Source organism: Fimbriimonadaceae bacterium (genome assembly GCA_019454125.1).
GTDB lineage: Bacteria > Armatimonadota > Fimbriimonadia > Fimbriimonadales > Fimbriimonadaceae > JALHNM01.
Genome location: CP075365.1, coordinates 2,263,126 through 2,285,282 on the forward strand (window position 1 = coordinate 2,263,126; position 22,157 = coordinate 2,285,282).

At 66.8% G+C, this 22,157-nt stretch carries 22 protein-coding genes; 11 read left to right on the forward strand and 11 right to left on the reverse strand.

All coding sequences use genetic code 11. The annotated features are described in order from the left end of the window. Nucleotides 1-24: 24 nt before the first annotated feature. Nucleotides 25-1,281: a hypothetical protein gene (locus KF733_11110; GenBank protein QYK55550.1), complete on the reverse strand. Its 1,257-nt coding sequence runs from the start codon at nt 1,279-1,281 to the stop codon at nt 25-27. Between the two features lie 171 nt (nt 1,282-1,452). Next, entirely contained in the window at nt 1,453-2,058 is a 606-nt protein-coding gene (locus KF733_11115) for an OsmC family protein (GenBank protein QYK55551.1), read from the reverse strand. A 146-nt stretch (nt 2,059-2,204) separates the two neighbouring features. On the opposite strand from KF733_11115, the gene KF733_11120 reads away from it, so the two are divergent. The 4 genes from KF733_11120 (at nt 2,205) to KF733_11135 (ending at nt 5,435) form a co-directional block, all read left to right on the forward strand. Next, a complete protein-coding gene (locus KF733_11120) occupies nt 2,205-3,683 on the forward strand; it encodes a winged helix-turn-helix domain-containing protein (GenBank protein QYK55552.1) in 1,479 nt (492 codons plus the stop codon). 358 nt (nt 3,684-4,041) lie between these two features. Then, nucleotides 4,042-4,527 (forward strand): DinB family protein, encoded by a 486-nt coding sequence (locus KF733_11125; GenBank protein ID QYK55553.1) that lies wholly within the window; start codon nt 4,042-4,044, stop codon nt 4,525-4,527. 47 nt (nt 4,528-4,574) lie between these two features. Beyond that, nucleotides 4,575-4,916: a nuclear transport factor 2 family protein gene (locus KF733_11130; GenBank protein ID QYK55554.1), complete on the forward strand. Its 342-nt coding sequence runs from the start codon at nt 4,575-4,577 to the stop codon at nt 4,914-4,916. 186 nt (nt 4,917-5,102) lie between these two features. Beyond that, entirely contained in the window at nt 5,103-5,435 is a 333-nt protein-coding gene (locus KF733_11135) for a hypothetical protein (GenBank protein QYK55555.1), read from the forward strand. Nucleotides 5,436-5,540: 105 nt separating this feature from the next. Here KF733_11135 and KF733_11140 read toward each other — a convergent pair whose 3' ends face one another. Next, nucleotides 5,541-6,035, reverse strand: a complete 495-nt coding sequence (locus KF733_11140; protein QYK55556.1) for a DinB family protein — start codon at nt 6,033-6,035, stop codon at nt 5,541-5,543. On the opposite strand from KF733_11140, the gene KF733_11145 reads away from it, so the two are divergent. Further along, the gene (locus tag KF733_11145) at nt 6,034-6,399 is read left to right on the forward strand and encodes an antibiotic biosynthesis monooxygenase (GenBank protein QYK55557.1); all 366 of its coding nucleotides are present in this window, start codon (nt 6,034-6,036) and stop codon (nt 6,397-6,399) included. The genes KF733_11140 and KF733_11145 overlap by 2 nt on opposite strands. A gap of 74 nt (nt 6,400-6,473) precedes the next feature. Here KF733_11145 and KF733_11150 read toward each other — a convergent pair whose 3' ends face one another. Next, nucleotides 6,474-7,250 (reverse strand): PEP-CTERM sorting domain-containing protein, encoded by a 777-nt coding sequence (locus KF733_11150; protein QYK55558.1) that lies wholly within the window; start codon nt 7,248-7,250, stop codon nt 6,474-6,476. Between the two features lie 153 nt (nt 7,251-7,403). Here KF733_11150 and KF733_11155 point away from each other — a divergent pair, with 153 nt between their 5' ends. Then, on the forward strand, nt 7,404-8,183 hold the full coding sequence (locus tag KF733_11155) for a hypothetical protein (protein QYK55559.1): 780 nt from the start codon (nt 7,404-7,406) through the stop codon (nt 8,181-8,183). A 63-nt stretch (nt 8,184-8,246) separates the two neighbouring features. Next, a complete protein-coding gene (locus KF733_11160; protein ID QYK55560.1) occupies nt 8,247-9,290 on the forward strand; it encodes an NAD(P)-dependent alcohol dehydrogenase in 1,044 nt (347 codons plus the stop codon). 66 nt (nt 9,291-9,356) lie between these two features. On the opposite strand, the gene KF733_11165 is transcribed toward KF733_11160, so the two are convergent. The 3 genes from KF733_11165 to KF733_11175 form a co-directional block, all read right to left on the reverse strand. Beyond that, nucleotides 9,357-10,985, reverse strand: coding sequence for a tetratricopeptide repeat protein (locus KF733_11165; GenBank protein ID QYK55561.1), 1,629 nt, complete (start codon nt 10,983-10,985; stop codon nt 9,357-9,359). A 106-nt stretch (nt 10,986-11,091) separates the two neighbouring features. Beyond that, nucleotides 11,092-11,907 carry an endonuclease/exonuclease/phosphatase family protein gene (locus KF733_11170; GenBank protein QYK55562.1) on the reverse strand — a complete coding sequence of 272 codons (816 nt, stop codon included), beginning with the start codon at nt 11,905-11,907 and terminating at the stop codon, nt 11,092-11,094. A gap of 4 nt (nt 11,908-11,911) precedes the next feature. Next, nucleotides 11,912-13,348 carry a nitronate monooxygenase gene (locus KF733_11175; GenBank protein QYK55563.1) on the reverse strand — a complete coding sequence of 479 codons (1,437 nt, stop codon included), beginning with the start codon at nt 13,346-13,348 and terminating at the stop codon, nt 11,912-11,914. Nucleotides 13,349-13,713: 365 nt separating this feature from the next. Between KF733_11175 and KF733_11180 the strand changes: the two genes are divergently transcribed. The 4 genes from KF733_11180 (at nt 13,714) to KF733_11195 (ending at nt 17,749) form a co-directional block, all read left to right on the forward strand. Then, nucleotides 13,714-14,142 carry a hypothetical protein gene (locus KF733_11180; protein QYK55564.1) on the forward strand — a complete coding sequence of 143 codons (429 nt, stop codon included), beginning with the start codon at nt 13,714-13,716 and terminating at the stop codon, nt 14,140-14,142. Between the two features lie 152 nt (nt 14,143-14,294). Beyond that, nucleotides 14,295-15,500, forward strand: coding sequence for a tetratricopeptide repeat protein (locus KF733_11185; protein ID QYK55565.1), 1,206 nt, complete (start codon nt 14,295-14,297; stop codon nt 15,498-15,500). After that, nucleotides 15,497-17,044 (forward strand): hypothetical protein, encoded by a 1,548-nt coding sequence (locus KF733_11190; GenBank protein ID QYK55566.1) that lies wholly within the window; start codon nt 15,497-15,499, stop codon nt 17,042-17,044. Before KF733_11185 ends, KF733_11190 begins: the two co-directional genes overlap by 4 nt. Nucleotides 17,045-17,056: 12 nt before the next feature. Then, nucleotides 17,057-17,749, forward strand: a complete 693-nt coding sequence (locus KF733_11195; protein QYK55567.1) for a flagellar brake protein — start codon at nt 17,057-17,059, stop codon at nt 17,747-17,749. Between the two features lie 128 nt (nt 17,750-17,877). On the opposite strand, the gene KF733_11200 is transcribed toward KF733_11195, so the two are convergent. Genes KF733_11200 through ubiA form a run of 4 tightly spaced genes read right to left on the reverse strand, consistent with a single transcriptional unit; the run spans nt 17,878 to nt 22,109 of the window. Beyond that, nucleotides 17,878-19,344 carry an amidohydrolase gene (locus tag KF733_11200; GenBank protein ID QYK55568.1) on the reverse strand — a complete coding sequence of 489 codons (1,467 nt, stop codon included), beginning with the start codon at nt 19,342-19,344 and terminating at the stop codon, nt 17,878-17,880. Next, complete coding sequence (locus tag KF733_11205; GenBank protein QYK55569.1) at nt 19,325-20,566, reverse strand: FAD-dependent oxidoreductase; 1,242 nt, start codon at nt 20,564-20,566, stop codon at nt 19,325-19,327. Before KF733_11205 ends, KF733_11200 begins: the two co-directional genes overlap by 20 nt. Beyond that, complete coding sequence (locus KF733_11210; protein ID QYK55570.1) at nt 20,563-21,225, reverse strand: hypothetical protein; 663 nt, start codon at nt 21,223-21,225, stop codon at nt 20,563-20,565. Before KF733_11210 ends, KF733_11205 begins: the two co-directional genes overlap by 4 nt. Next, the gene (gene ubiA / locus KF733_11215; protein QYK55571.1) at nt 21,222-22,109 is read right to left on the reverse strand and encodes a putative 4-hydroxybenzoate polyprenyltransferase; all 888 of its coding nucleotides are present in this window, start codon (nt 22,107-22,109) and stop codon (nt 21,222-21,224) included. The genes KF733_11210 and ubiA overlap by 4 nt, the downstream gene beginning before the upstream one ends. Nucleotides 22,110-22,157: the final 48 nt, after the last annotated feature.

The following is a 22,157-nucleotide window of genomic DNA, read 5'->3' on the forward strand; positions in this document are numbered from 1 at the left end:
CCGGGTTGGCGGCCCCCGCGACTGTCAGCCGCCGTCCCGATCGGCGAAGGCGGGGAGCACTCGGTCGCGGCGGATTCGTTCGACAGCCGCGTAGCCCCCGTCGAAGAAGGCTCGGGCGAGGACGAGGCATGGGACGGTGGCTGTGACGTGGTTGAGGCTCGACCCTTCGACGCTGAAGGCGCGCACGTGGGCGAGGTGCCCCATCCGTTCCATGGCCCGATGGGTGTTCTCGGGCAGGACGGTGTCGTCCGTGGTCAGGTAGGCCAGCATCGTCTTGGTCTTGGGCTCCCAGTCGTAGCAGTCGTTCGCCGCGAGCAGCCGGAGGAGGGGATGGTCCTCGTCTCGGTCTCGGAGGGCCCGAAGCGTGTCGGGCTGGAGGATTCGCTCGATCGAGCCGACCCCTCCAAGCTGCGTGCCCTTCGTCATGAACCGCCCCGCTACCTGGAGCGTGGTCTGGTCCGCCTCGAACACGGTCGGCACGTAGCTGGCGAACGAAGGGACGAAGACCTCTTCGAGACTGAGGCCCGGCACTCGGTCGCTCGCGCCGTACCCGACCAATGCCGCCGCCACGAACTTGAAGGCAAGGAGCCCGGCCGAGCGGGTCGGGGCGACGAGCCAACCCGACGTCGTCCCACTGAGGTCGTACGGCCCGGAGAGCGGTGCGCTGAGGTCGACCCGGCGTCCGAGCGACTCCATCCGCCTGGTCATCCACATCGCTTTGGCGCCGCCTTCACTGTAGCCCGTCACGAGGAGGCGGGGGCCGGTCGTGACGCGCGCCGCCGCGAGTGCCCAGCGCGCCGGCTCGACGATGTCGATCCCGGAACTGGAGGTCACCGAGCCCTGGATGTAGGGCTGGGGCCGCCGGTCGTCGCCGAGCCCGTACGAGTCCGGCGCGGCGACGGCGTAGCCATGCTGCGTGAAGGCGAGCACGACGGGGTCCATCGGGTGCTTGGGGTCGGTGCCTCGGTACCGGCTGGGCGACTCGGCCCGGTCCACCGTCGTCCCCTGGAAGAAGACGACGAGCCCCCGGGGCGCCCCGTTCGCTGGGACGGCGAGGAGCCCGCTGGTGCGCACCCGCCCCGTCCCGTCGTCCGAGTCGTAGTCGAGCCGGAGCAGGCGGACCGCGGAGCCGGTCGGCGTCTCACCGGACCAGCCGAAGACCTCGGAGTACCTCGCGGCCGCCGTGACGCCGGCGATCGAGCCGATAACTCTCGCTTGAGAGGACAGGCCGATGGCCGAGACAGCTAAGGTCGCCAGGACAAGGGCAAGCCGGTGGCGCATCGGAAGAGTATAGCTTCCGTCCTCCCTTCGTTCACACCCCAGACAGTTCGCACTCCCATGCTAGACGGCAGGTGGCCCGGTCTGGCCCGGAGGGCAGGCCGGGGTAGCGGGGGGCCCTGCGGTGTGGATTCGCTTCGCCGCAGGGACGGAAAGTTTTGCCTGGTGGTGACGTCAAGCGACTTCGACGATCACCTCCACCGGGGTGCCGCTGGAGACGATGTCGAAGACGGGCGAGTGCGCTTGGCCCAGACGCGCCATCTCCAGCATCTGCTCCTTCGTGCCGGAGCCCGAAACCTTCAACCGCATAACGAGCCGTTCGTAGCCGTTGCGCTTGGCGCCTGGCATCGCCAGGAGGCCACGCAAGTCGAGGTCGCCTTCCAAACGAGACTGGACCGACTCGATCCGAATGCCGTGGGCGGCGGCGTGGTAGACCATTGTGGTCGTGACGCAGGCGGCGAGCGCGTGGAGCACGTACTCGACCGGGTTGGCGCCGCGATCGAAGCCGAGCAGCACGTGCGGCTCGTCGGCGTCCATGCTGAACTCGCATTCGCGGGTCTGCTCGCCCATCAGGCCGTAGAACCCGCTGATCGTGGATCGGTTGTGGCCGCCGTCCAGCCACTCGTTCTTGGAGCGGAACTTGAAGCTCGCGAGGGCGGGCTCCGAGGCGATCGCCTCCATCGCCTCCGTCAGGGCGCGGACGTCGACGCCGTTGCGCACCATCGCGTTCGGCTTCGGGGTCATCGCAGTGTCGTTCATGCTGTTCGTCGTAGTGTTCATGGTTCTCTGTTCTCTTTCGGTGCGCCGCATTGGGGGGGCGCCTCCGGTGGTCATGATGCGGGTCGCCCAAGCGGGGAAGCTTGATGGAAACCTTGCGAAAACCTTGGGATTTCATTCCGAGGCCGACTGGACGCTAGAATCGGCTCATGCCCTACGTGTTCGGCGAGTACCGCTTAGACCCGGCGCGGTACGAACTGCGGGGCCCCGAAGGCACGGTCGGGGTCGAGCCACAGGTTTTCGAGGTGCTCTGCTATCTCATCCAGAACCGTCACCGGGTGGTCGGCAAGGACGAGCTCCTGACTGCGGTGTGGGGCGACACGTTCGTCAACGAGGCCACGCTCAGCGGTCGGATCATGGCGGCCCGCCGTGCGATCGGCGACTCCGGGTCGCGGCAGTGCTGGATCAAGACTGTGCACGGCCGCGGGTTCCGGTTCGTGGGGGAGGTCCGCGAAGGCACATCCTTTCCGGCCGACGACCTTGAGGGGGCCCTCACAGGGGCCCAGACCGCCATCGAGTCGGTCGATGGACGGGCGGCGATCGAGGCGCTTGAAGGCTGTCGGGTCTCCGTCGAGAGTGACGGGCCACCCGAACTGGACGCCCTTCGAGCCGATTGGCACCGGCTCTTCGCACAGGCGCTGCTGCTCCGCGACGGCTGGACGAGCCAGGAGGCGCGCCGACACTGCTTGGAAGCGATCCGACTGGCGGAGGGCGTCGGAGCGGTGGACGTCTTTCGCGCCGCTCGCTACCACCTCGCGACGATCTACGAGCTGGCGGGCGAGTACCCGGAGTCCGAGACGCTGATGCGCGCGGCGGTGACGCTAGCCTCGCCGGAGCACGTCGACGTCGAAGCGAGCGAGCTTCTTGCGTGCTCGCTGTTCCACCAGGGACGATTCCGGGAGTGCGTCGAGCAGGCGACGGTCGGCGCATCGTGCGAGTTGGGACCCGGTGATCGCCGGTTGAGCGCGTTCTACGGCGAGCACCCGGGGGTGGGCTGCCACTTCTGGTTGGCCCTCTCGCTCTGGTTCCTGGGCGACGAGGTCGAGGCCCATCGGCAAGCGAGCGCGGCGATCCGACGGGCCGAGCAGCCCGGAGCGATCTATTGCCTGGCCCATGCACGGCAGCAAGCGGCGATGCTGCACCAGCTACGGGGCGACGCGCCCCTCTGCGAGCATTGGGCGGGGGCGCTCCAGGCGATCGGGCGGCGGCAGTCGCTCCCGTACCGCGAGGCCGTGGCGGCCCTCTTGCTCGGGTGGGCGCGGGGCGCCCAGGCCGATCCTTCTCCGGAACTAGCCGTGATGCGCGAGGCTCTCGAGGAGATCGAGCGGTCGGGAGTGCGCATGGAACTCGCCTACTTCATGTCTGTGCTGGCCGATTCCGAACTCGCCTCCGGCCGGGCGGATCGGGCGGCTGAACTCCTGGATCGGGCCCTCAAGGTCAGCGCCGGGCGCGGGTACTTCCATCGCGCTGAGACCCTGCGCCTGCGGGCGAGGGCCACGGCATCGCTCGGCTTGTCCGGGGCACGGGAGTGCCTTGAGGAGGCCCTGACGGTCGCGCGGGGACAGGATGCAGAGGCCTTGGTACGTCGGTGCGAGGCGGACGTACTCGCCCTGGCAGCCAGCCCCTGACGGAGGGCGTCTCGAGGCGAGCCCCTTGTTGGGTGCCTTCGACTTCCTCGCCGCCTTGCTCGAGACCGTCCGTATCAGCGGGCTCAGCCGCGTGGCGGGAGGTCTTGCGCGACCACGGCCACCCTGTCAGCCCGCTCCCCCCTTACCGCACTCACAGCTTCCAGCGGTTCGCACTTCCCTGCTAGACGCTATGCCTTTCCGGGTGGCATGCGGGAAGGATCAGAGTGCACCGCCGAGCCGTTTCGGCCAGCGGACTCCGCGACGTTCCAACGACTCGACCCCCGCGAAGGGCTGAGGCACAAATGAGGGACGGTTCGCAACCCACTTTCAGAAAGGCCGCGGGATAGAATCACCCTTCATGCCGTTCTTGGAGAGCCAATCGCAAGCTTGGGACAAGGCACACTGGGAGTTCTCGCTCGTCTTCGAAGGCCTCCAGGACGAAGACCTGTGGCGCAGGCCCGATCCGAAGCTGCTCAGCGTGGGCGAGATCGCCTGCCACCTGGTCTACGCGCTGGCGAAGTTCGCAAACGGCCTGGATCCCGCCGCGGGGATCGAGTCTCCGCTGGCCCGCGAAGAGGCGGGCTACTACCTCTCGACGGTCGACCAGCCGCTGGCCCTGGGCATGACCGTGTCCGAGGTGGAAGCCGAGCTGGACCGCGTCCAGAAAGCGGCCAAGGCCGCCTTTCTCGGCTTGGACGCCGAACGTGGCGACCCTCTCCCAATCGAGGGCCCCGGAGAGACGTTCGGCGACTTCGCCGACTACATGGTGTTCCACGCCGCCTATCACACGGGACAGGCTTTCTCGGCCAGGCACCTGATGGGGCACCGGACGAACGACAACTGAGGGCCCCCGTCAGGAACTAACCGCGCCCGCCAAGGATTCCAAAACTGATGGACATCGTCATCCTTCCCCTTCCGATCGAACGGTACTTCGCCTCACGGGACGGCGCGCGCGAGGTGTTCGCCGCGGACGCTGTCGTCTGGGACAACGGCGAGGACAAGGAGCTGCGCGGGGTCGATGCCATCGAGGACTGGATGCGAGGCAACTCCGGTGCCTACGACCTGAAGACGGACGTCAAGTCCCTCACGCAGAAGGGTCTGCAGCACGTGGTGGGCGCGGTGGTCTCGGGCACGTTCCCCGGCAGTCCCTATGAGTTCGAGTACCGCTTCAAGCTCGCGGACGGCCGGATCCAGGAACTGGTGATCGACCCGGTCGGTCCACTGGCCCCTTAAAAGGGACATCTGCCAAAGGCCCTGGAGGCAATGGGCCTAATGCGCTGAGCAAAATCCGGCGTTGACCAATAATGAGAGTGATTCGTTTCACTGCGGTTGAATTCGTTACAAAAGACTTGCCCCTCGGGCCGGTTCGAAGTTGCGCCTTCTAGCACCGAACCGGACAACGCCTCCCGAGGCTACAACATGGCTACTAAAACCCTTTACGTCGGCAACTTGCCGTATTCCGTCGACCAGCGACAGCTCCAAGACTTCTTCAGCGCCTATGGCGGCACGAACGCCCGCATCATCGAGGGCCGGGGCTTCGGCTTCGTCGACATCAACGCGGACGACCTTGCGCAGGCCATTGCCGACAAGAACAACGTCCAGATGGACGGTCGCACCCTCACCGTCAACGAAGCCCAGCCGCGCGAAGACCGCGGGGGCGGAGGAGGCGGCGGCAACCGTGGTGGTGGCGGCGGCGGCTATGGCGGCAACCGTGGCGGTGGCAACCGCGGCGGCGGCGGCAACCGCTGGTAATCACTTAACCCAGGCTTGACGCTGGCGGTTCGCCTCCAGCGTCCAAGAAAGATCCGGGCCCCTCCATTGCCGAAAGGCAGCGAGGGGCCCTTCACTTACCCGGGCCTAGAAGTGGATCTCCTGGTCGTCCCAGCAAGTCTGCAAGAAGTCGATCTGGCCGTGGTGGCTAAAGGCATGGGTGCCCGGGAGCTTCATCATCCAGGTCATCGGCATGCTCCAGCCTTGGCCGCTGTCCAAGGAGATCGCAAAGTCCTCCTCGGTCAAGCCGTCCAGGGCGGCGAGCACCGCCTCTGTGTTCTTCCGGAACACGCTCTCCATCTCCTCACGGGTGGTGATGGCCTCCTCTTCCGCGCGCGTCCGCGCCACGAAGTCGGGGATCTCGTCCCCATAGGGGACCCGCCGCTCGCGGATCATGCGGGCGAAGTTCCCCGCCGCCACCGCCGTGTGGGCCCCGACGCGCAACGCGGACTTGGCCGTCGGCACCGGAGTCCAGTGCAGCTTGTCGTCGGGCACGTACTTGAACACGCGCAGGAACTCTTCCATCCCGGCCACGGCGCTCTTCTTGCAGAACTCGACCAAGCACTCTGACTGAACGTTCATGCCTCAATTTTGGCGCGTCTTGCCGCTCTCCAGCAGGCTCCAAGGGGGGCCGAGTACCATGGACGCGGTGATCATCCTTACCGCCTATAGCCATCTCCGTGCAGGCACCGAGCAGACCGCCTTCGAGCTGAGCCGCGCAAACAAGGCCCGGGCATTGACCGAAGCGGGGTGCCTCAAGTTCGACTACTACACCAGCGTCGAAGACCCGCTCAAGATCGTGTTCGTCGAAGAGTGGGAGAGCATGGACGCGCTCAACGCGCATTTCGAGGGCCCAGCGTTCAAGGGCTTTTTCGACGGGTTCGTGGCATGCCTGGAGGCGCCTCCCGAGATCCGCATCTTCGAAGCCACCAAGCTCGAAGACTAGCGCAACTGCGCGAGCCTAGGGACTTCCTGGCGTTGCGCCAAGCGCGGAGCCAGGAAGCCGCTGCAGGGTCGAGCTCAGGAACCTTTCCGAGTGCCCCTGCGGCGCACCAGGGCAAGGAGGCCTCCCGCAAGCAAGAAGCTGCCCGGTTCCGGCACCACGCAGATCTGGTTGAAGTAAGCGTCGTGGGCAGGGCCGCTCCCCGCGTTCACGTTTACGAACTCGAACGAGGTGAACGAGCTGATGCCGTTGGCAAGGATCCCGTTGGTCGTGAAGAAGGCGTTGTCCACCAGCCTGGTCACGCCCACGAGGTAGCCGCCCCCGCCGGTGAGCTTCAGGTCGACGTGGAGCCCACCGTCGGTGAACCCGAGGCCGGTCGAGCTGACCCCTCCGGCGTCGCTGTACCAGTAGTCGCTGCCACCACCGGTGAAGCCGATCCTCCAAGCTTCGGTCGAACCGTTGAAGAACGCGACCGAGACGCTCGAACCGTTGTCGATGAAGCCCGTGTCCAGATCGAACGACACCGTATCGCCCGTGACGACCGGGAGGATGAACGCGCGCTCCGCCTTGGCCACGTTGCCGCTGTTCGCGTACATCCCCCAGGCATGGCCGAAGATGTCGATGCCAGGCCCGCCGTTGGCACCGTTCCCGTTCGAGGAGGCGCGGAAGTGGCCGCCCTTATTGGGGTCGTTGATCGTGTTCGTCAAGACCCAGGGGCCAAACCCGAACCCACCGTTCGTCCCGTTCGTCCATCCGCCCCCGTACGCACCAGAGGTCGCATTGTCACACGGGAACTGCTGCGCGAAGGCCAAGACCGGCGTCACGCAGGCGAGAAGCGTCAGAGTTCTTAACATTGCCCCAAGCAGTATAGCAAACTTATATATGGATTGTACATTTTTTTTACACACCCTCCTGCCTGAGCGCCCCTCGAGTCGAAAGGATTCCTCAAAAACACCCTGCCGAAGCGTCGCTATTCACCCTCGAACTCTCATATAATCTGGCCTCCTATGCGTCCGCGCTTGAAGGGAGCGGGAAAACGGGCCGCGCTACTCGCGCTGGCGATGCTCGCCGCGCGGGTGCCAGCCCAAAGCGCCGACCTCGCGTTCGAGGCCGTGGACAAGTTCGGCCGGCAGACCAAGCTTGTGACGGGCCCCACCGCACCGGGGCTGGCGGGCTTGCTGGCCGTCCGGACGATGGAGGTCAGTGCCCTCGCGAAGCCGGGTCGCCTGCAGTTCGGCGCCGACCTCTCCACTGGTGGACTCGCGGTCAACTCGCTCCTCGGAAGGCTGAACGCAACGCTGCGGGACGACGTCACCGTCACCAGCGACCGCTGGCCGACCGGGACGCCCATCGGGCTCGCGCTCAGCGTCGAAGTGACCGCGAGTTGCCGGGCGGGAATGGTCGGTGACGACCTCTGGTACCAGTCGCTCTACCTTACCAGCGCCGCCTACTCCCTGCCCCAAGGCGCGCAACTGGCCCGCACGCCTCCGATGGAGGTCTTCCAGGGCACGCTGCAACCGGGCACCAGCTATTCCCGACGGGGCCAGGACGTCCGCACGGTGACGTTCCCGGCGGTGGTCGGCGGCACCTATCGCGTCGATCTCCAAGCGATCGCCACCTCAGAGGTTGCGAGCTATGCCCGGGCGCCGGGGCAACCGAGCTGGACACAAACCGGCCTGATCGTGCGGCAAACACTCCGGCCCTCAGTCCCGGGCGTGAAGGTCTCGGGAAAGTCCGGCCACGTCTATTCGGACATGCCGGGCATCGTCCTCCCGACCGTGCACTGACGCGCGTCCGGCTGCCGTGGGGGCAAAACCTGGATGATGGGTGTATCCTCACGATCGATGGGCATGTCCACCGCCGCTTACGCCGTCCACTCCCCGACCACCCCGCTGGAACCATGGAGCTTTAACCGCCGCGAACCCGGCCCGGACGATGTGCTCGTCGACATCCTCTACTGCGGCGTCTGCCACAGCGACATCCACTTCGCCCGCAACGAGTGGGGCTTCTCGATCTATCCGATGGTGCCGGGGCACGAGATCGTCGGAACCGTCACCAAGGTCGGCGGGAACGTGACCAAGTGGAAGGTCGGCGACCGGGTCGGCATCGGCTGCATGGTCGATTCCTGCCGCACCTGCGGGCCCTGCCGCGATGGCGAGGAACAGTACTGCGTCCAAGGCTCGACCTACACCTACAACGGCCAAGAAAAGGACGGGAGCGGCGTCACTTACGGTGGCTATTCCACGCAATACACCTGCAACCAAGACTTCGTGGTGCGCATCCCGGACAACCTTCCGCTGGACGCCGCCGCCCCCCTGCTCTGCGCCGGCATCACGACCTACTCCCCCCTTCGCCACTGGGGCGTGAAAGAGGGCACCCGCATGGGCGTGGTCGGCCTTGGCGGGCTCGGCCATATGGCGGTCAAGTTCGGCCGTGCCATGGGCGCGCACGTCACCGTGCTCAGCCACTCCGCCGGAAAGGAGGAGGACGCGAGGCGGCTCGGCGCCGACGCCTTCGTCGTCACCCGGGACGAGTCCGTCTTCGAACAGCATGCGAACCAGTTCGACTTCATCATCGACACCGTCTCCGCGACCCATGACCTCAACGCCTACCTCGGACTGCTCGACCTCGACCGCACCATGGTGCTCATCGGCGTCCCCGACCCCAGCCCGCTCCACGCCTTCCCGCTGGTCCTGCGCCGCCGCAACCTCGCCGGCTCACTCATCGGCGGCATCCGCGAGACCCAAGAGATGCTGGACTTCTGCGGCGAGAAGGACATCACCTGCGACATCGAGGTAATCGCCATGCAGCAGATCAACGAGGCCTATGAGCGCATGCTCCGCAGCGACGTGCGCTACCGGTTCGTCATCGACATGGCGAGCCTGAAAGGCTAACCCGTGCCTTTGCCCCCTCGCCCTCAGTGAGGGAGAGGGGGCTCCACCTTCCAGGCGTGCGCGACCTTAGCGGGGGCCACCCGCGGGAATGCAAAGGCAGGAGGAATTGATCGGGGTCTCGTGCGTGGCCCAGACCTTGTTGAACATGGCCAACGATTCTTCTGCCTCGTGAGCGCGGCCCAGGCCCCGGAGGGCGAGCGACTGGCCATAAAGCGACCAACCGTTGAAGGGCAGCTTTTGCTGGTCCCTCTTGAAGACGGCGAGCGCCTCGTCATAGCGGCCTTCACGCAGGAGCAGGGCGCCCAGGGTGTGGCGGGTCGGCTGGATCCAGTCCGGCGGCTCCATGTAGTTCAGCCGGTCTTCGGCCGCGACCGCGGACCGCAAGTGGCTGAGCGCTAAGTCCACATCCGCCTCCGCGACCTTGATCTCGCCGTTCATCAGGTGGTTGGCGACGATGAGGATGTCCTTCCCCGTGTTGCCGCCGAACATCTTATCAGCGGGGACCCGACGGCGGGCCGCATAGAACGCGGCCTGTTCGCGCCGGGCGGACTTGGGGTCGCCTTTGGCGGCAAAGGCCATTGCCCGCGCGGCCCGCTGCATCGCCACCGAGAGCGGGAACATGTCGTCGAGCATCGGATAGTCCAACACCTCGTCCCACATGCCGAACCGTAGCCGCACGTCGACGGGCATGACGAACCAACCGTCCATCCAGGAAGCGCTAGCCTTCTTCACCTCGGCGGGCACCTCGCGGGCGATCGTGTCCATCGCGTCGACCGCCACCTTCTTCTGGCCGTTCATCATGGCGGCGAAGCCGAGCATGTGCCAGTTGTGGACCATGTACAGCCAGTAGAAGCCTTGCTCAGGGCGCGCGGCCCGGTAGGCGTCGTCGGCCTTGATCGCCTTCTGGTTCGCCTCGATCGCCTTTTGCCAAGCGCCGACCCGCACGTCGATGTGCGAAGGCATGTGGACGTTGTGGCCAAGCCCCGGCTGCAGGTCGCGCAACCGATCCGCGGCAGGCACGGCCTTTTCGGGGTGTGGCCCCGCCTCCACTGCATGGATGTAGAGGTGGAGCGCCATCGGATTTTGCGGGTTGTTCGCCATCACCTCCTCAAGCACCTGCAAGATGCGCGGCGTGCCGGGGTTCGGCTTCTGGTCGTGCGTCCAGAGGTTCCAGGGGTTCTGGTTCATCAGGGACTCGGCGTAGAAGGCGCCGACGTCGTCGTCCTTCGGCCAGCGGCCGTACGCCTTCGCGAGCTCGTCGCTGTAAGCCTTCTCCAGTTTCGTCCGGTCGCCCTGCGGCCAGCGGAACCGCTTGCTCGTGGCGAGGACGAGGGCCTGGTCGATGGCGGGCTCGTCCGCCATGACGCGGCGGGCTTGGGATATGGCCTCGACCGCCTCTTTCTCGTCCTCGGGCGGGACGACCATGTTGTTGTAGTGCGGGCCGTTCGCCATGGCGACGCCCCACCACGCCATGGCCGACTCAGGGTCCAGCCGGGCCGCCGTGCGGAACGAGCGCTCGGCTTCCGCCTGGTTGAACGCGTAGAGCATATTGAGGCCCTGGTCGAAGAACTGCTGCGCACGCTCGACCTGGGTCGTGATTCGCCTCTTGTGGGGCCCGTTGCCTTCAAAGAGGCGGTCGTCGGTGACCCCTCCGTGGGCGAGGGCCAGAGTCGCGAGAGCGAGAAGATTCAGCATCTTAGTTTCTCCACGCGGCAAGACGAAGCACGGGTCAAGCGGTCGAATTGCCGAGCTTAGGAAACGTTATACACGATTCTGCTAAAAATACCAACTAGGCGCCACCTCACCGAGGGAGTCGGACGCGGGCCACGACCGGGAAATGGTCGCTCGGATAGCGCCCTTCGGGCGTGGTCGATTGGTCGACCACGGTCTCCACCACTTCGATGCCCTGCGAGACGAAGATGTGGTCGATCATCTCCCCTTCCGTCGCCCCTGCCTGGAACGCGTTGAACGTGCCCCGGGGGCCCCGGGCGGGCACGCATGCGACAAAGCGCCCCTCGACAAGGTGCGCGGTGGGAGAAGCTCCGGGGGGAGAGTTGAAGTCGCCCATTACGATCGCGGGCACCGGGCTCCGTGCTTCGGCGAACGCGCGCATCTGCCGGGCGCCCATGAGCCGGGCGTCCGGCGACACATGGTCGAGATGGGCGTTGACGACCAACAGCCGCCCCCCACTCTCCACAAAGAACTCGCCCCACGAGAACACGCGCGTGATCTGCGCACCCGGGCCGAGCGAACCAGGAACGTCCGGTGTGTCGCTGATCCACCGAGTGCCGCCCTCGCGCAGGCCGAACATGCCGCGCCGATAAAAGACGACGCTGTGCTCTCCCTTGCGGATGCCGTCGTCCCGGCCGACGCCGACCACGGCATGGGTGGGCAGGGCGCGGCGCAACTCATCGACCTGCTCCACCAAGGCTTCTTGCAGCCCCAGCACGTCAGGGTCGTGCCCTTTGACAAGGGCGATCAGCGCGTCCTTCCGCTTTGGCCACGCGTTGTCGCCGTCAGACGCGGTGCCAAACCGGACGTTGTAGGTCATGACCTTGACCTCAACCTCCGGCACGACGGCGGCACAGAAGGCGGCGAGGGCCAGCGCGCTCCACAAGGGACTATCCCACCGCGACCGCGCGGTTGCTCAGCAGGTACGCGAGCACGTCGTCCACCGAGTAGCTGTCGCGGCCGGGCGGGATGATTTGGGCGAGGTTCACCAGTTCGTCACCCGCCGTCAGGATCGGCGGTTCGAAAGTGCCGTCCTTGCGGCGCTGGCCCAGCCCGATCGTCGAGATCAGCCCGTTGCAGATGCACTTGCGGCCCACCGTCTCGCTGAGTTCGCCGCCCTTGGCGATATAGTCGTCCACCGGTTCGCTGGCGCAGCGGTAGCCGATGGAGCCGTCCTCCTTTCGGTAGGGAGTGCGAAGGTAGCCGAGGTCGCAGATGCGTTGGCGCTCGCCGTACACCTTGTCGGTGCTCAGCGTCCCCTCCATTTGGACGACCTTGAACGGGAAGCCGGTCGGGCTTGCCACCGGGTCGGTCTTCACGGAGACCTCGCCCCTCAAGACCTTCTGGATCACCTCGCGCTTGATGTCCGGGTCGATGCCGGACTCGTTGCAGAAGGCAAAGGCGGTGCCCACCTGCACGCCCTGCGCGCCCGCTTCCAGCGCCTTTTCAATCATCCCCGGCTTGCCATAAGCGCCCGCCATCCAGAAGGGGGCACCGAGGTCGCGGATCGCCTCCAAGTCCGGGACGTCGCGCGCTCCGTAGACGGGCTCGTTGTTCTCGTTCAGGACCATAGCGCCACGCGGCGGCGCGTTGTGGCCCCCAGCCAGAGGGCCCTCCACGACAAAGCCGTCCACCGGCGGCACGCACTTCTTGATGAGGGACTGCGCCAAGACACTACTGCTGACTATGGCGAGGAACTGGGGCCGAGGGAGCTCCGTCATCGGCCAGTCCACCAGGGAACGGGGCCGGAGGTGGGTGAGGTAAGTCTCCCCCGAAAGGGCGCCGGCGACATCAACCCGGTAGCTCGTGTCCTCCAGCTGGCTGAGGGAATCCAGCACGGCCGGGATTTGGCGCGGGATGCCCGCACCCATCAAAACGTAATCCACCCCGGCGAGCATCGCCCCAAAGAGGCAAGCGAGGTGCGGCAACTGGATCTTCTCCAGTAGGTTGATCCCGATCGGCCCGTTATGGCCCTGTTTTGCCAGCCAGACCTCGACAAAGTTGGAGACGACGGTGAGCTCGATCCCCGCTTGGCCGGTCTCGATGTTGGTCACGGGCTTTGCCCGGAAAGGGGCGTCTGCGGCCTTCCCTTCCGGCACAAAATAACGGCTCCAAACCCGTCGCGCCATTTCAGGCACGGGGAAAGCATCGAATGCGCGCTTCAGCGCGCCGGTCGGGTCGCCCAATTGCAGGCGACGGCTGACCACCGTGTCGAGACCCGTCCCGGAGATAACGCCCATGTGCCCCCGCGAAGCCACCGCGTTGGCAAGCACCCAGTTCGAGACCGCCACACCCATGCCACCCTGGATGATCAGGGGAAGTGCCATCATTTAAAAGGTTACTCCGAGAGGAACGCGTTGGGCCGGGCTGTCCGCCAATTTACTGTGGTCAGCCGCGTCTTCATTGTGCCCTTCCCGCGCCAATCAGTCTATTGGACGACAAACGCCGGGCTTTTGCTCCCTCTGGCCCTAGTAAGGGCGCACCCCCACCCCGTCTGCCCCTCCCCTTCATAGACGCGAGAAGGGGGCGGACCAGGCCGTAAGGCCGGCTGTTGCCGCCAAGTCCCAAGGAAGACCTGCTATTTGAAGGGGTCAGCCGTGTCCCTACCTTTGTGCCACGGGCGCCGGAGGGCCGAGCAAAACCTGGCCCGCATATGGTAGACATATGTTCACCTAAAGGCCCCTGTGACACTATGAGAGCAAAAGATATTTCCGCGAGTGCGGACGCCTTGCTTGGCCAAATCGAGCGGGACCGGTCCGCGCCCCACTACCGAGAGGACAGCTTCCGGCGCAAGCTCGAGGAAGCGCACAAACGTGAGTCGAAGATGCCCCTGCCGGCCGGCGGCAAGGAGGCGCACTACCTCATCACCCAAGAGTGGATCGAGGTCACCGAAGCGGCGGGCCTGACCGAGGGACAGCTCGAAGTGGTGCGCCTGCGGCTGGCCGGCAACACCTTTGAGGAGATCGGCCGCCGCCGCGGCCACACCAAGCAGGGCGCCCAGAACGTGTTCTTTCAAGCGGCGAAGAAGCTTGTCCGGGCCTGGATGGACTATCCCTACCGGGGACTTCACCAGGTGTTCCGCGAGGAAGTTCGCCGGGGTTACCTACGACCGCGCCGATAGGACCGAACCGATTCGCCTTGAACTGCCGTCTAGCGGCCAGAAGGATTGGTACAATGATCCTGTCGCCACCGAGTCCCTTGATGCTATTGTGCCGCCGATGTGGAGTCGAGCTCGCTCCTGGCAGTAAGTTCTGCCAGGAGTGCGGCCAATCCGTGGCTCCCACAGACCCACGGGGCCTCGCCGAGGTCGACGCCCAAGTCGCCGAGGGGCAGCGCCTCTTCGGCGAGGGCCGGGTCGCCGAAGCTCTCATGGTCTGCGATGCGGTCTTGGTGGTGATGCCGACCCACGTTCCCGCGCTCGCCCTCAAGGGCGACTGCCTGGAGACCCAGAACGACATCGCGGGAGCCTTGGAGTGCTACGAAAGGGTCATTGAGATGCGGCCCGACTCTGCCCTGGACCGCATTCGTGTCGCCCACTTGCGGCGCGCCGCCCACAAGCCCGTCTATCTGGAGCCGGAACGGCCCGATCGGCGCAACGCGATCTTCGCGGCCATTGCCGCTTGCATCCTCCTCGTCTCCACCGCTTCAGCGCTCTTCCTCGCCACGCGCAAGACCACGGACACCGGTTCCCTGGTCGCGGACAACAATGAAGTCTCCAAGCCCTTCGTGACCCCGGTCCCCGTCTCTCCGAACAAGCAGCCGTCAGAACTGGACGCGCAGAGCACGCCGGCCGTCAACGAGCGCGGGCAGCAAGGGGCGGAGCAAACAAACGAGCAAACGTTGCCAGATCGGACCCTCGTCCGAGTCGGCGACGAAACCCCGGCCCAGAGGAACAATATCGTCACGTCGCGGCCCCAAAACCTCGAAGGGGCACGTCCGAACGTCTCCTCCCAAGGCAACTCCAGCGGCTACGCGCCGCTCGAGCCGTACGTGACCCCGGAGTCCGCGCCGAAGACCCAGCCGGAAAAGCCGCCCGTCAACAACGATCCGGAGCCCAAGTCGATCCAGCCGCAGAACGCCGACGGACGGTCGAAGACGAACAGGCAGGCGATCATCGACGTCCGACCGAGCCCGGGAAGCACCGAGGTCACCAGGGGCGGCAGCGTGGTCTTGGAAGCCAACGACGCGAACGAGGGCGAAGCCCTGGTCCGGACGGCGCGCCAGCAGTTCCTGAGCGGTAAGTTCGCCGACGCGGCCCGCACCTACGAGAGGGCGCTCAAGCTGGGCGTGAGCCCGGCCAGCGCCAACCATCGCCTCGCTCAGTGCTACGTGAACCTGAAGCGCCGTCCCGAGGCGAAGGCCGCCTACGAGCGCGCCCTCAGCGCCTATGAGAGGATGTTGGAGAAAGGGCAGGGCGACCCGAAACTGATCCAGAGCTACATCGACGAGTGTAAGCAGGCCATCGGGCACCTCGAATGAGGGGCCGCGCCGCCCTCGCCGCCCTGCTCGCCCTAACTGGCGTGGTCGCCTCGGCTGCGCCGCTCGTCCTCATCGTCCAGTCCAAGCTCCCGATTAAGGGCGACGTGGACCCGAACTTCGTCATTGCCCCCTACCTCGCGCAGGAGCTCGAGAGCGAGGGCCGGGTCGACCCCGTGACCTGGTCCATGCTGGATCCCCGCTTCCGCGAGTGGATCGGCGATGGGACGGCGCCCGCCGACGAGTGGAACCCGGACTTACGCCGCATGCTCGCGGTCGCCGCGAAGCAGAAGGCCGCCTATGTGGTGCGGGTGGAAGCGGAGCGCGCCGGGGCGCGAGTCCGCGCCAGGATCGAGGTCTTCCGCGGGAACCGCATGGTCTGGAGCTACGGCCGCGCGCGGCCGTTCTCAGAGCAGGACCTGGTGGACACGTCCGTGCCCTTGACGCCCGAGACCGCCCGGAAGACCGAACGCCAGACCCAGAAGTTCCAGGACGAGCCCGGCAACCTCATCGTCTTCATCGACGGCCTGCCGGATTGGGACCGCACCAGCCGGGCCATCGCCCACGACTGGCGGCTCCAGCTGGCCCAGGGCCCCTTCCAAGGCCTCGCTCCTCGGGCGAAGCCCGTTGAAACAAATAGCCAGACGACCCAAACCCCGACCGTCGGGGAGCCCGCCCAAGACCCCATCGCCACCGCCCAGGAGCTTGTCCAGAAGGGGCAGGTGGAAGCGGCCCTGCTCGTGATCCACGACGCGGTTGACGCAGACCCCCTGGACCCCGCCCTGCGCTTGGCTTTGGCAAACGCCTACCTCGCTGCGGAAAAGCCGGTCGAAGCCTCGCGCGAAGCCCGGCGGGCGGCCGAATCCGGGATCGGCGGGGCGGACGCCTGGCTGTTAGCGGCCGAGGCGGCCCTGCAGGCCGGCGACTTTGACGGGGGCCGGGACGCCCTGAAGCACGCCCGCGCCCGAGGCGCCAAGGGCCCGCTCGCCGACCAACTTCAAGGCGACTTCGCCCTCCTCGACGGCAATTGGGAGAGCGCGGCGGAAGGCTACGGAACCGGCTCCCCGAACTGCATCCCGGGCCGCGCCACCGCTTTGGCCCTGCTCGGGAGGACCGAGGGCCTCGCCCAGGAGCTGGCAGCGATCACCGAGCCCATCTCCCCCAAGACTTACCGGCTCTGCATCCTGTCCGTCGAACAAGCCCTGCTCAGCCTGCTCGACGAGCTCCGCACCATCCCCCAAATCGTCCGCACGAGCCCCGGGGCGCCAAAGACCCTACAGAGGGCGGAGGCCGCCGCGACCAAGGCGGAGGCCCTTTCGACCCTGATGGACGGTCTCAGGCCCCCGACGGTGCACGAGGAAAGCCACGCAGCCCGCAAATTGGCACACGTCATGCTGCAACAATCTGCGCTCGAGTCCTTCCGCTTCGCAAAGACGAACGATCCAGACGCCGGAGAGGAGGCCGTCGCAAGCCTCGGCCAAGCGATTCGCCTCCTCAATTCGGCCCGCGAGAACTTCGCCTCGGAAAGGAGCAAGGCCGGGCGCTAAAGGAGCCCGCCTGTGGAAGAACTTGCATCCGTCGGCCTTGTCGGGGCCGCTTCTATCCTCGCGGGGTACCTCGTGGCCCTCGGGTTCCGCCCGGATCGCACGCGCAAGCCGCGCGTCAACCTGGATCTGAGGCCGGGCACCATCGCCCGCGTGATCGTTCCCGGAGGCGCCTATCGGTGCCGGATCGACGCCTGCGCGCCCCAGTACATCACGTTTTCCGCACCCCTGCACCAAGACACTTTCGTCCCCCTTCGCCCAGGGCAGACCGTGGTCGTCCAGATCGGCGACGCGGGCGGGCTGCTCACCTTCCGCTCTGAAATCCTGGCGCGCGATAGCCGCGCCCACACGCTCTGCCTGGCCCAGCCCCGCCACTTCCGCCACTCGGAACGGCGGTCCGAGCCCCGCCTCAAGGAGGTCGATGACTTCAGGGTGATGGTCGACGGGCAAACGGCTCGGCTCGTGGATCTCTCCGCGCGCGGCGCGAAGGCGGTCACCGCCGCGCACGTCAAGCCCGGCGACCGTGTCCGGCTCTCGATCGAAGAAGCTCCCGGCGAAGCGGTCGGCTCCGTGCTGGAAAGCCGCTGGGACACCCTTGGGGGCCGGCCGGCCCGCGAAGTCCGCATCATGTTCGACGAGCCCTTTGAGGGCGTCGCGGAGGTCCGGCGCGGGCACCTCACCCTCTTAAGAGCGACGGGCCCTGGCTAATCGCCAGGGCCGCCGCCGTGCTTCTCTCGTTATCGTGATCCTTTCCCGGAACCACTCTCGCCTCATTTGAACATCCGTCCGGCGGGGCTTGTTCCGGCCCCGGTCGGAATTCTGTCGGGACCGGGGCTTTAGGCCGTCACCGGTGCCCGCTCCCACTCTTGGAAGGCGGCCACCGCACCGTCGCGGATCTCGCCGAAGAGTCCTTGGTCGCCGTTCGCGCGGGCAGCGTCCACCGTGTACGCCCGCACAGCCTCCTCCAGCGTGACGTTCTCGGCGGGGTCGAACCCTTCGGGGCGCCGCACGGCACAGGCGATACCGTCGCGCGGATCGCCCGGCACGATCGGCCGGTCGCTGCTGAAGCTCAGCTTCACCCCCGCGTCGAGGCACGACCGGGCCCTTTTCAACCGGGCCGAGACCGCAGGGCCCAGCTGCTTCTGGTAGGCGTGGCCGAACCGCATCAAAAACTCGGGCTGCATCGTGGCCTCGCAGCCCAGCCGGACGATCCGTGCGATTTGCTCGTCGCTCAGCATCATCACGTGTTCTAGCCGGTGCCGCGAAGGGTCGGGCGTGGCCTCCACCGCGTCCATCACCAGGTCGGTCGAACGATCCCCGATCGTGTGCACCGCCACGGACCAGTCCGCCTCGGCCGCCTGGGCCACCATCTTCTTCAGCTTGTCCGGCGCATAGATCAGCTGGCCGTTGCCACCGGTCGTGAGGAAGGCACCGTGGATCGCCGCCGTCGCGGAGCCGATCGCCCCGTCCGCGAAAATCTTGAGGCCGATGGCGCGGCACCGAACCGGGTCCATCGCGGCGAGCAGCTCCCGGAGCCGCGCGGCTTCGATCCCCCGCGGCCCGAGCACCGTGCCCCATTGCAGGCAAAGCCGAAGGGCGACCTCGCAACCCGCCTCGGCGGCCGCGTTGTAAGCGAGGAGCTCCTGCTCCAAGTCCCATCGCCCCGTCATCATGTCAGTCGCGCACGCGATGCCGAGTTCGGCCATCCGGTGGCCCGCCTCGAGGATCGCCGAAGTCATCTCGGCTAGGGTCGGTGTTGGCATCGCCGCCGTGACCCGCTCGTGCGCACGCTCAAGCAGGACGCCCGTGAGACGGCCTCCCTCGTCGCGCACATAGGTGCCGCCGGCGGGGTCTGGTTCGTCCTCGCGGACCCCTGCCGCCACGAGCGCGGCCGAGTTCGCGACGCTCGCGTGGCCGTTCGAGTGGCGCAAGAGGACGGGACGGGACGGCACCACCGCGTCGATCTCGTCGCGGGTCAAGTGCCGGGCGTCGGCAAACCGCGTCTGGTCGTAATGCACGGCCGCGAGCCACCCGTCCGGGTGCGACCCGTGCCGCCGCTCCACAGCCGCCACCACCGCCTCGCGCGAGTCCAGACCGCCCAGGTGCAGCTTCTGCAGGTCCAGTCCGGTCGGGAGGATGTGGCAGTGGGCGTCGACGAAGCCCGGCGCGATCGTCTTGCCGCCGAGGTCGACGTCGAAGCCTTCCCCTGAATCGTTCGCGACTTCGCGAAACCGCCCGTTCTCGACCGAGAAGCACAGCGGCCGTCCGTCGAGCGTACGCCCGTTACCGTATGTGGTCTTCAAGCCTCACTTCCTCCGCAACGCGCTCGGCGCTCTCCAGCGCCCCCTCGATGAAGCCGAGCCACGCCGCCGTATGCTCGCCCGCGAAGTGGAGCGCGCCGATCGGCTTGGCAAGGATCTCGGGCGTCTGCTCCGCCCCGGGGGGCAGCGTCGCGAAACCGCCGAGGCTGTAGGGGTCGTGCACCCAGTTGAAGAGCGTGCCGCCGGTGAAGTGGCGGCCCGCTTCGGGCGCGATCTCCTCCAGGGCCCCCAAACAGAGTTTCGGCGCCGTTTCGGGCTCGGCGGCGAGCCGCTCGGCGTCCCGGCCGCAGACATAGCAGTCGAGCACGTTCGCCCCCTCCCGACCGCTGGCCCAGACCTGCTGGAACAGGCGGTTCGATTGGGCCGAACCGTTCCACCCCTTCGCCTCCCAGAAGGGTTCGCTGAACTCCAGCGCGACTTTCACGAGCGGCGCCCGGCCGATGCTCGCCACCGCGTCCGCCTTCTCTTGCGGCCAGTCCGGTTCGATCTCGATCCGCGCGAGCGGCCCGGGCGGCACGGCGAGGACGACGCGGTCGGCCATCGTCACTTCCCCGCCGCGAAGCCAAAGTTCGACCTGCGACTCGCCCGACTGCACGGCGAGCACCTCGCGCTCCAAGACCGGCGGGCGCGCGAGCGTCGCCGCTATCTTTTCGCAGAGCCTTTGCGCCCCGCCCGGGAACCGGAACGCGCTCGCCTCGCCACCTTCGCGCCCGCCATACATCTTCAAGAACTTAAAATAGCCGGCGAGGCCGATCCGGTCTGAATCGTCGCCTTCGTCCGAAAGTGCCTTGGCCTCCAGATACCAACGCGCGCGATCGGTCTCCGCGCAACGGTCGAGCAGTTCGCCCAGGGTGCCGTGGGTGGCGGTGGCGGAGGCCGCCCCCAGCCGCGCCGCCGCCCCTTCGGCGTCCGGCCAAAGCGCGTCCGACGCGCACTCCTCCGCGTCGAAGACCAGGCGGCTGGGCCGCTTGTCGACTGGCTCCGGCTCTAAGCCGAATTCCGCGAGCAGCGAAAGGACGCGCGCCTGGTCGGCGTCGATCCACTCGCCGCCCGCCTCGTAGAAGCCTTCCTTCAACGAAACGGTGGCGAGCCGGCCACCAACCCGGCCGCGGGCCTCGAGCACATGGACCTCGTGGCCCGCGCGCTCCAAGAGCTGCGCGCATCGCAGGCCCGCGATCCCCGCCCCGACGACCACGATCCTCATGTTGCCACCCCTTGACGCACGACGCCTTCGATCTCGGCCGCGCTTCGAACCGGTACGAGCACGCTTCCCATCTCCAAACCAGACTCATACCCTTGCGGGGAGGGCCAGCAAAGGACGACGCCGGTTCGCTTCTCCTTCGCATGCTTCAGCAGGCTGGGGTCAGCCCCACTGGCCTCCATCGCCACCGCTTCGAACCCGTCGCGCCCGGCCCATTGGCCAAGCACCGCCGGCGGCGGCCCGGCGACGTCCAAGCCCAAACTCCCGACCAGCCCGTCCTGCCGCGCGATCTCGAGCGACTCGAACATGCCGTCGAGCGCGTCCACGCTCTCTTCGCCCGTGACCCCGACAAAGCAAAGGTCCAGGTGGCTCCGGCCCAGGCAGGCCAGCAGCGCGAAGAGGTCTGCGCCAACGAGGTCGGCCGCGAGCCCCCCGTTCGACGTCTTCGGAGGCAAGGGGCTCAAGAAGGCGACGGTGGCGTTCTTGGCCCCTGCAAGGCCGGGCCCCCAAAGGCTGGTCGCGCGGGTGACGTCGAGCGGCAAGCCGCTCCGCACCGCCGCCTCCACCATCTCCGGCAGGGCTTGATCGCCACCCTCGGGCGGCAAGAGCCGAAGCCAGGTTCGAGGCAGCCTCAAATTCGTGCGGCCGAAGAGCGGGGTCATGCCGCCCGAACCACCGTGTCCCACAAGACGCAGAGGAAAAAGCCTATCGACACATAGCCGTTAACGGTGAAGAAGGCTGCGTCCACCCGGCGCAGGTCGTCCGGCTTCACGAGGCTCTGCTCATAGGCGAGGAGACCGGCCGCAAGGGCCACCCCTGCCCAGGCCGCGAGACTCCCCTGGACCATCCAGACGGCGAGGGCAAGGGCGGCCACCGCCAGGACGTGGCTGGCGCGGCTCACTCCAAGCGCGCGCCCCCGACCCAGCGTTTCCGGAAGCGACCGCAAACCCTTCGATTTGTCAAACTCCGAGTCCTGCAAGCTATAGATAATGTCGAACCCTGCAGTCCAGAGCGCCACCGCGAGCGTAAGCGGCAAGATCACGGGGTCTAGACGGCCCGTCACCGCGATCCATGCCGCGGCGGGTGCAATTCCCAGGCTCAAACCTAGGACATAGTGCGTCACCGGTGTGAACCGCTTCGTCAAGGAATAGCCCAAGGTCACAAGGAGCGCGACCGGACTGAGCGCGAAAGCGAGCTGGTTCAAGCCCCAAGCCGCGGCGACGAAAATCACCACCGAGGCAACAAAGTAAAGGTTTGCCGTTCGGAGGCTGAGCAGACCGGCAGGCAGGGCGCGGACCTTCGTCCGCGGGTTCTCCGCGTCCACGTCCCGGTCCACGATGCGGTTGAACGCCATCGCCGCGCTGCGGCACGAGACCATCGCCAAGACGATCAGGCCAAAGATCCGCCAACCCGGCCAGGGCCGTCCAAAATCAGCGAGGCTGGCCCAGACCATTCCCGTCAGCGCAAAAGGCAACGCGAAGATGCTGTGCTCAAACTTTATCATCTCGAGGTAAACGCGCAGTCCGCGCAAACCTCGGTGAGCCATCGCCACGTCCGGAGTCTACTGGGCCGTGGCGCCGGACAACGGGATTCC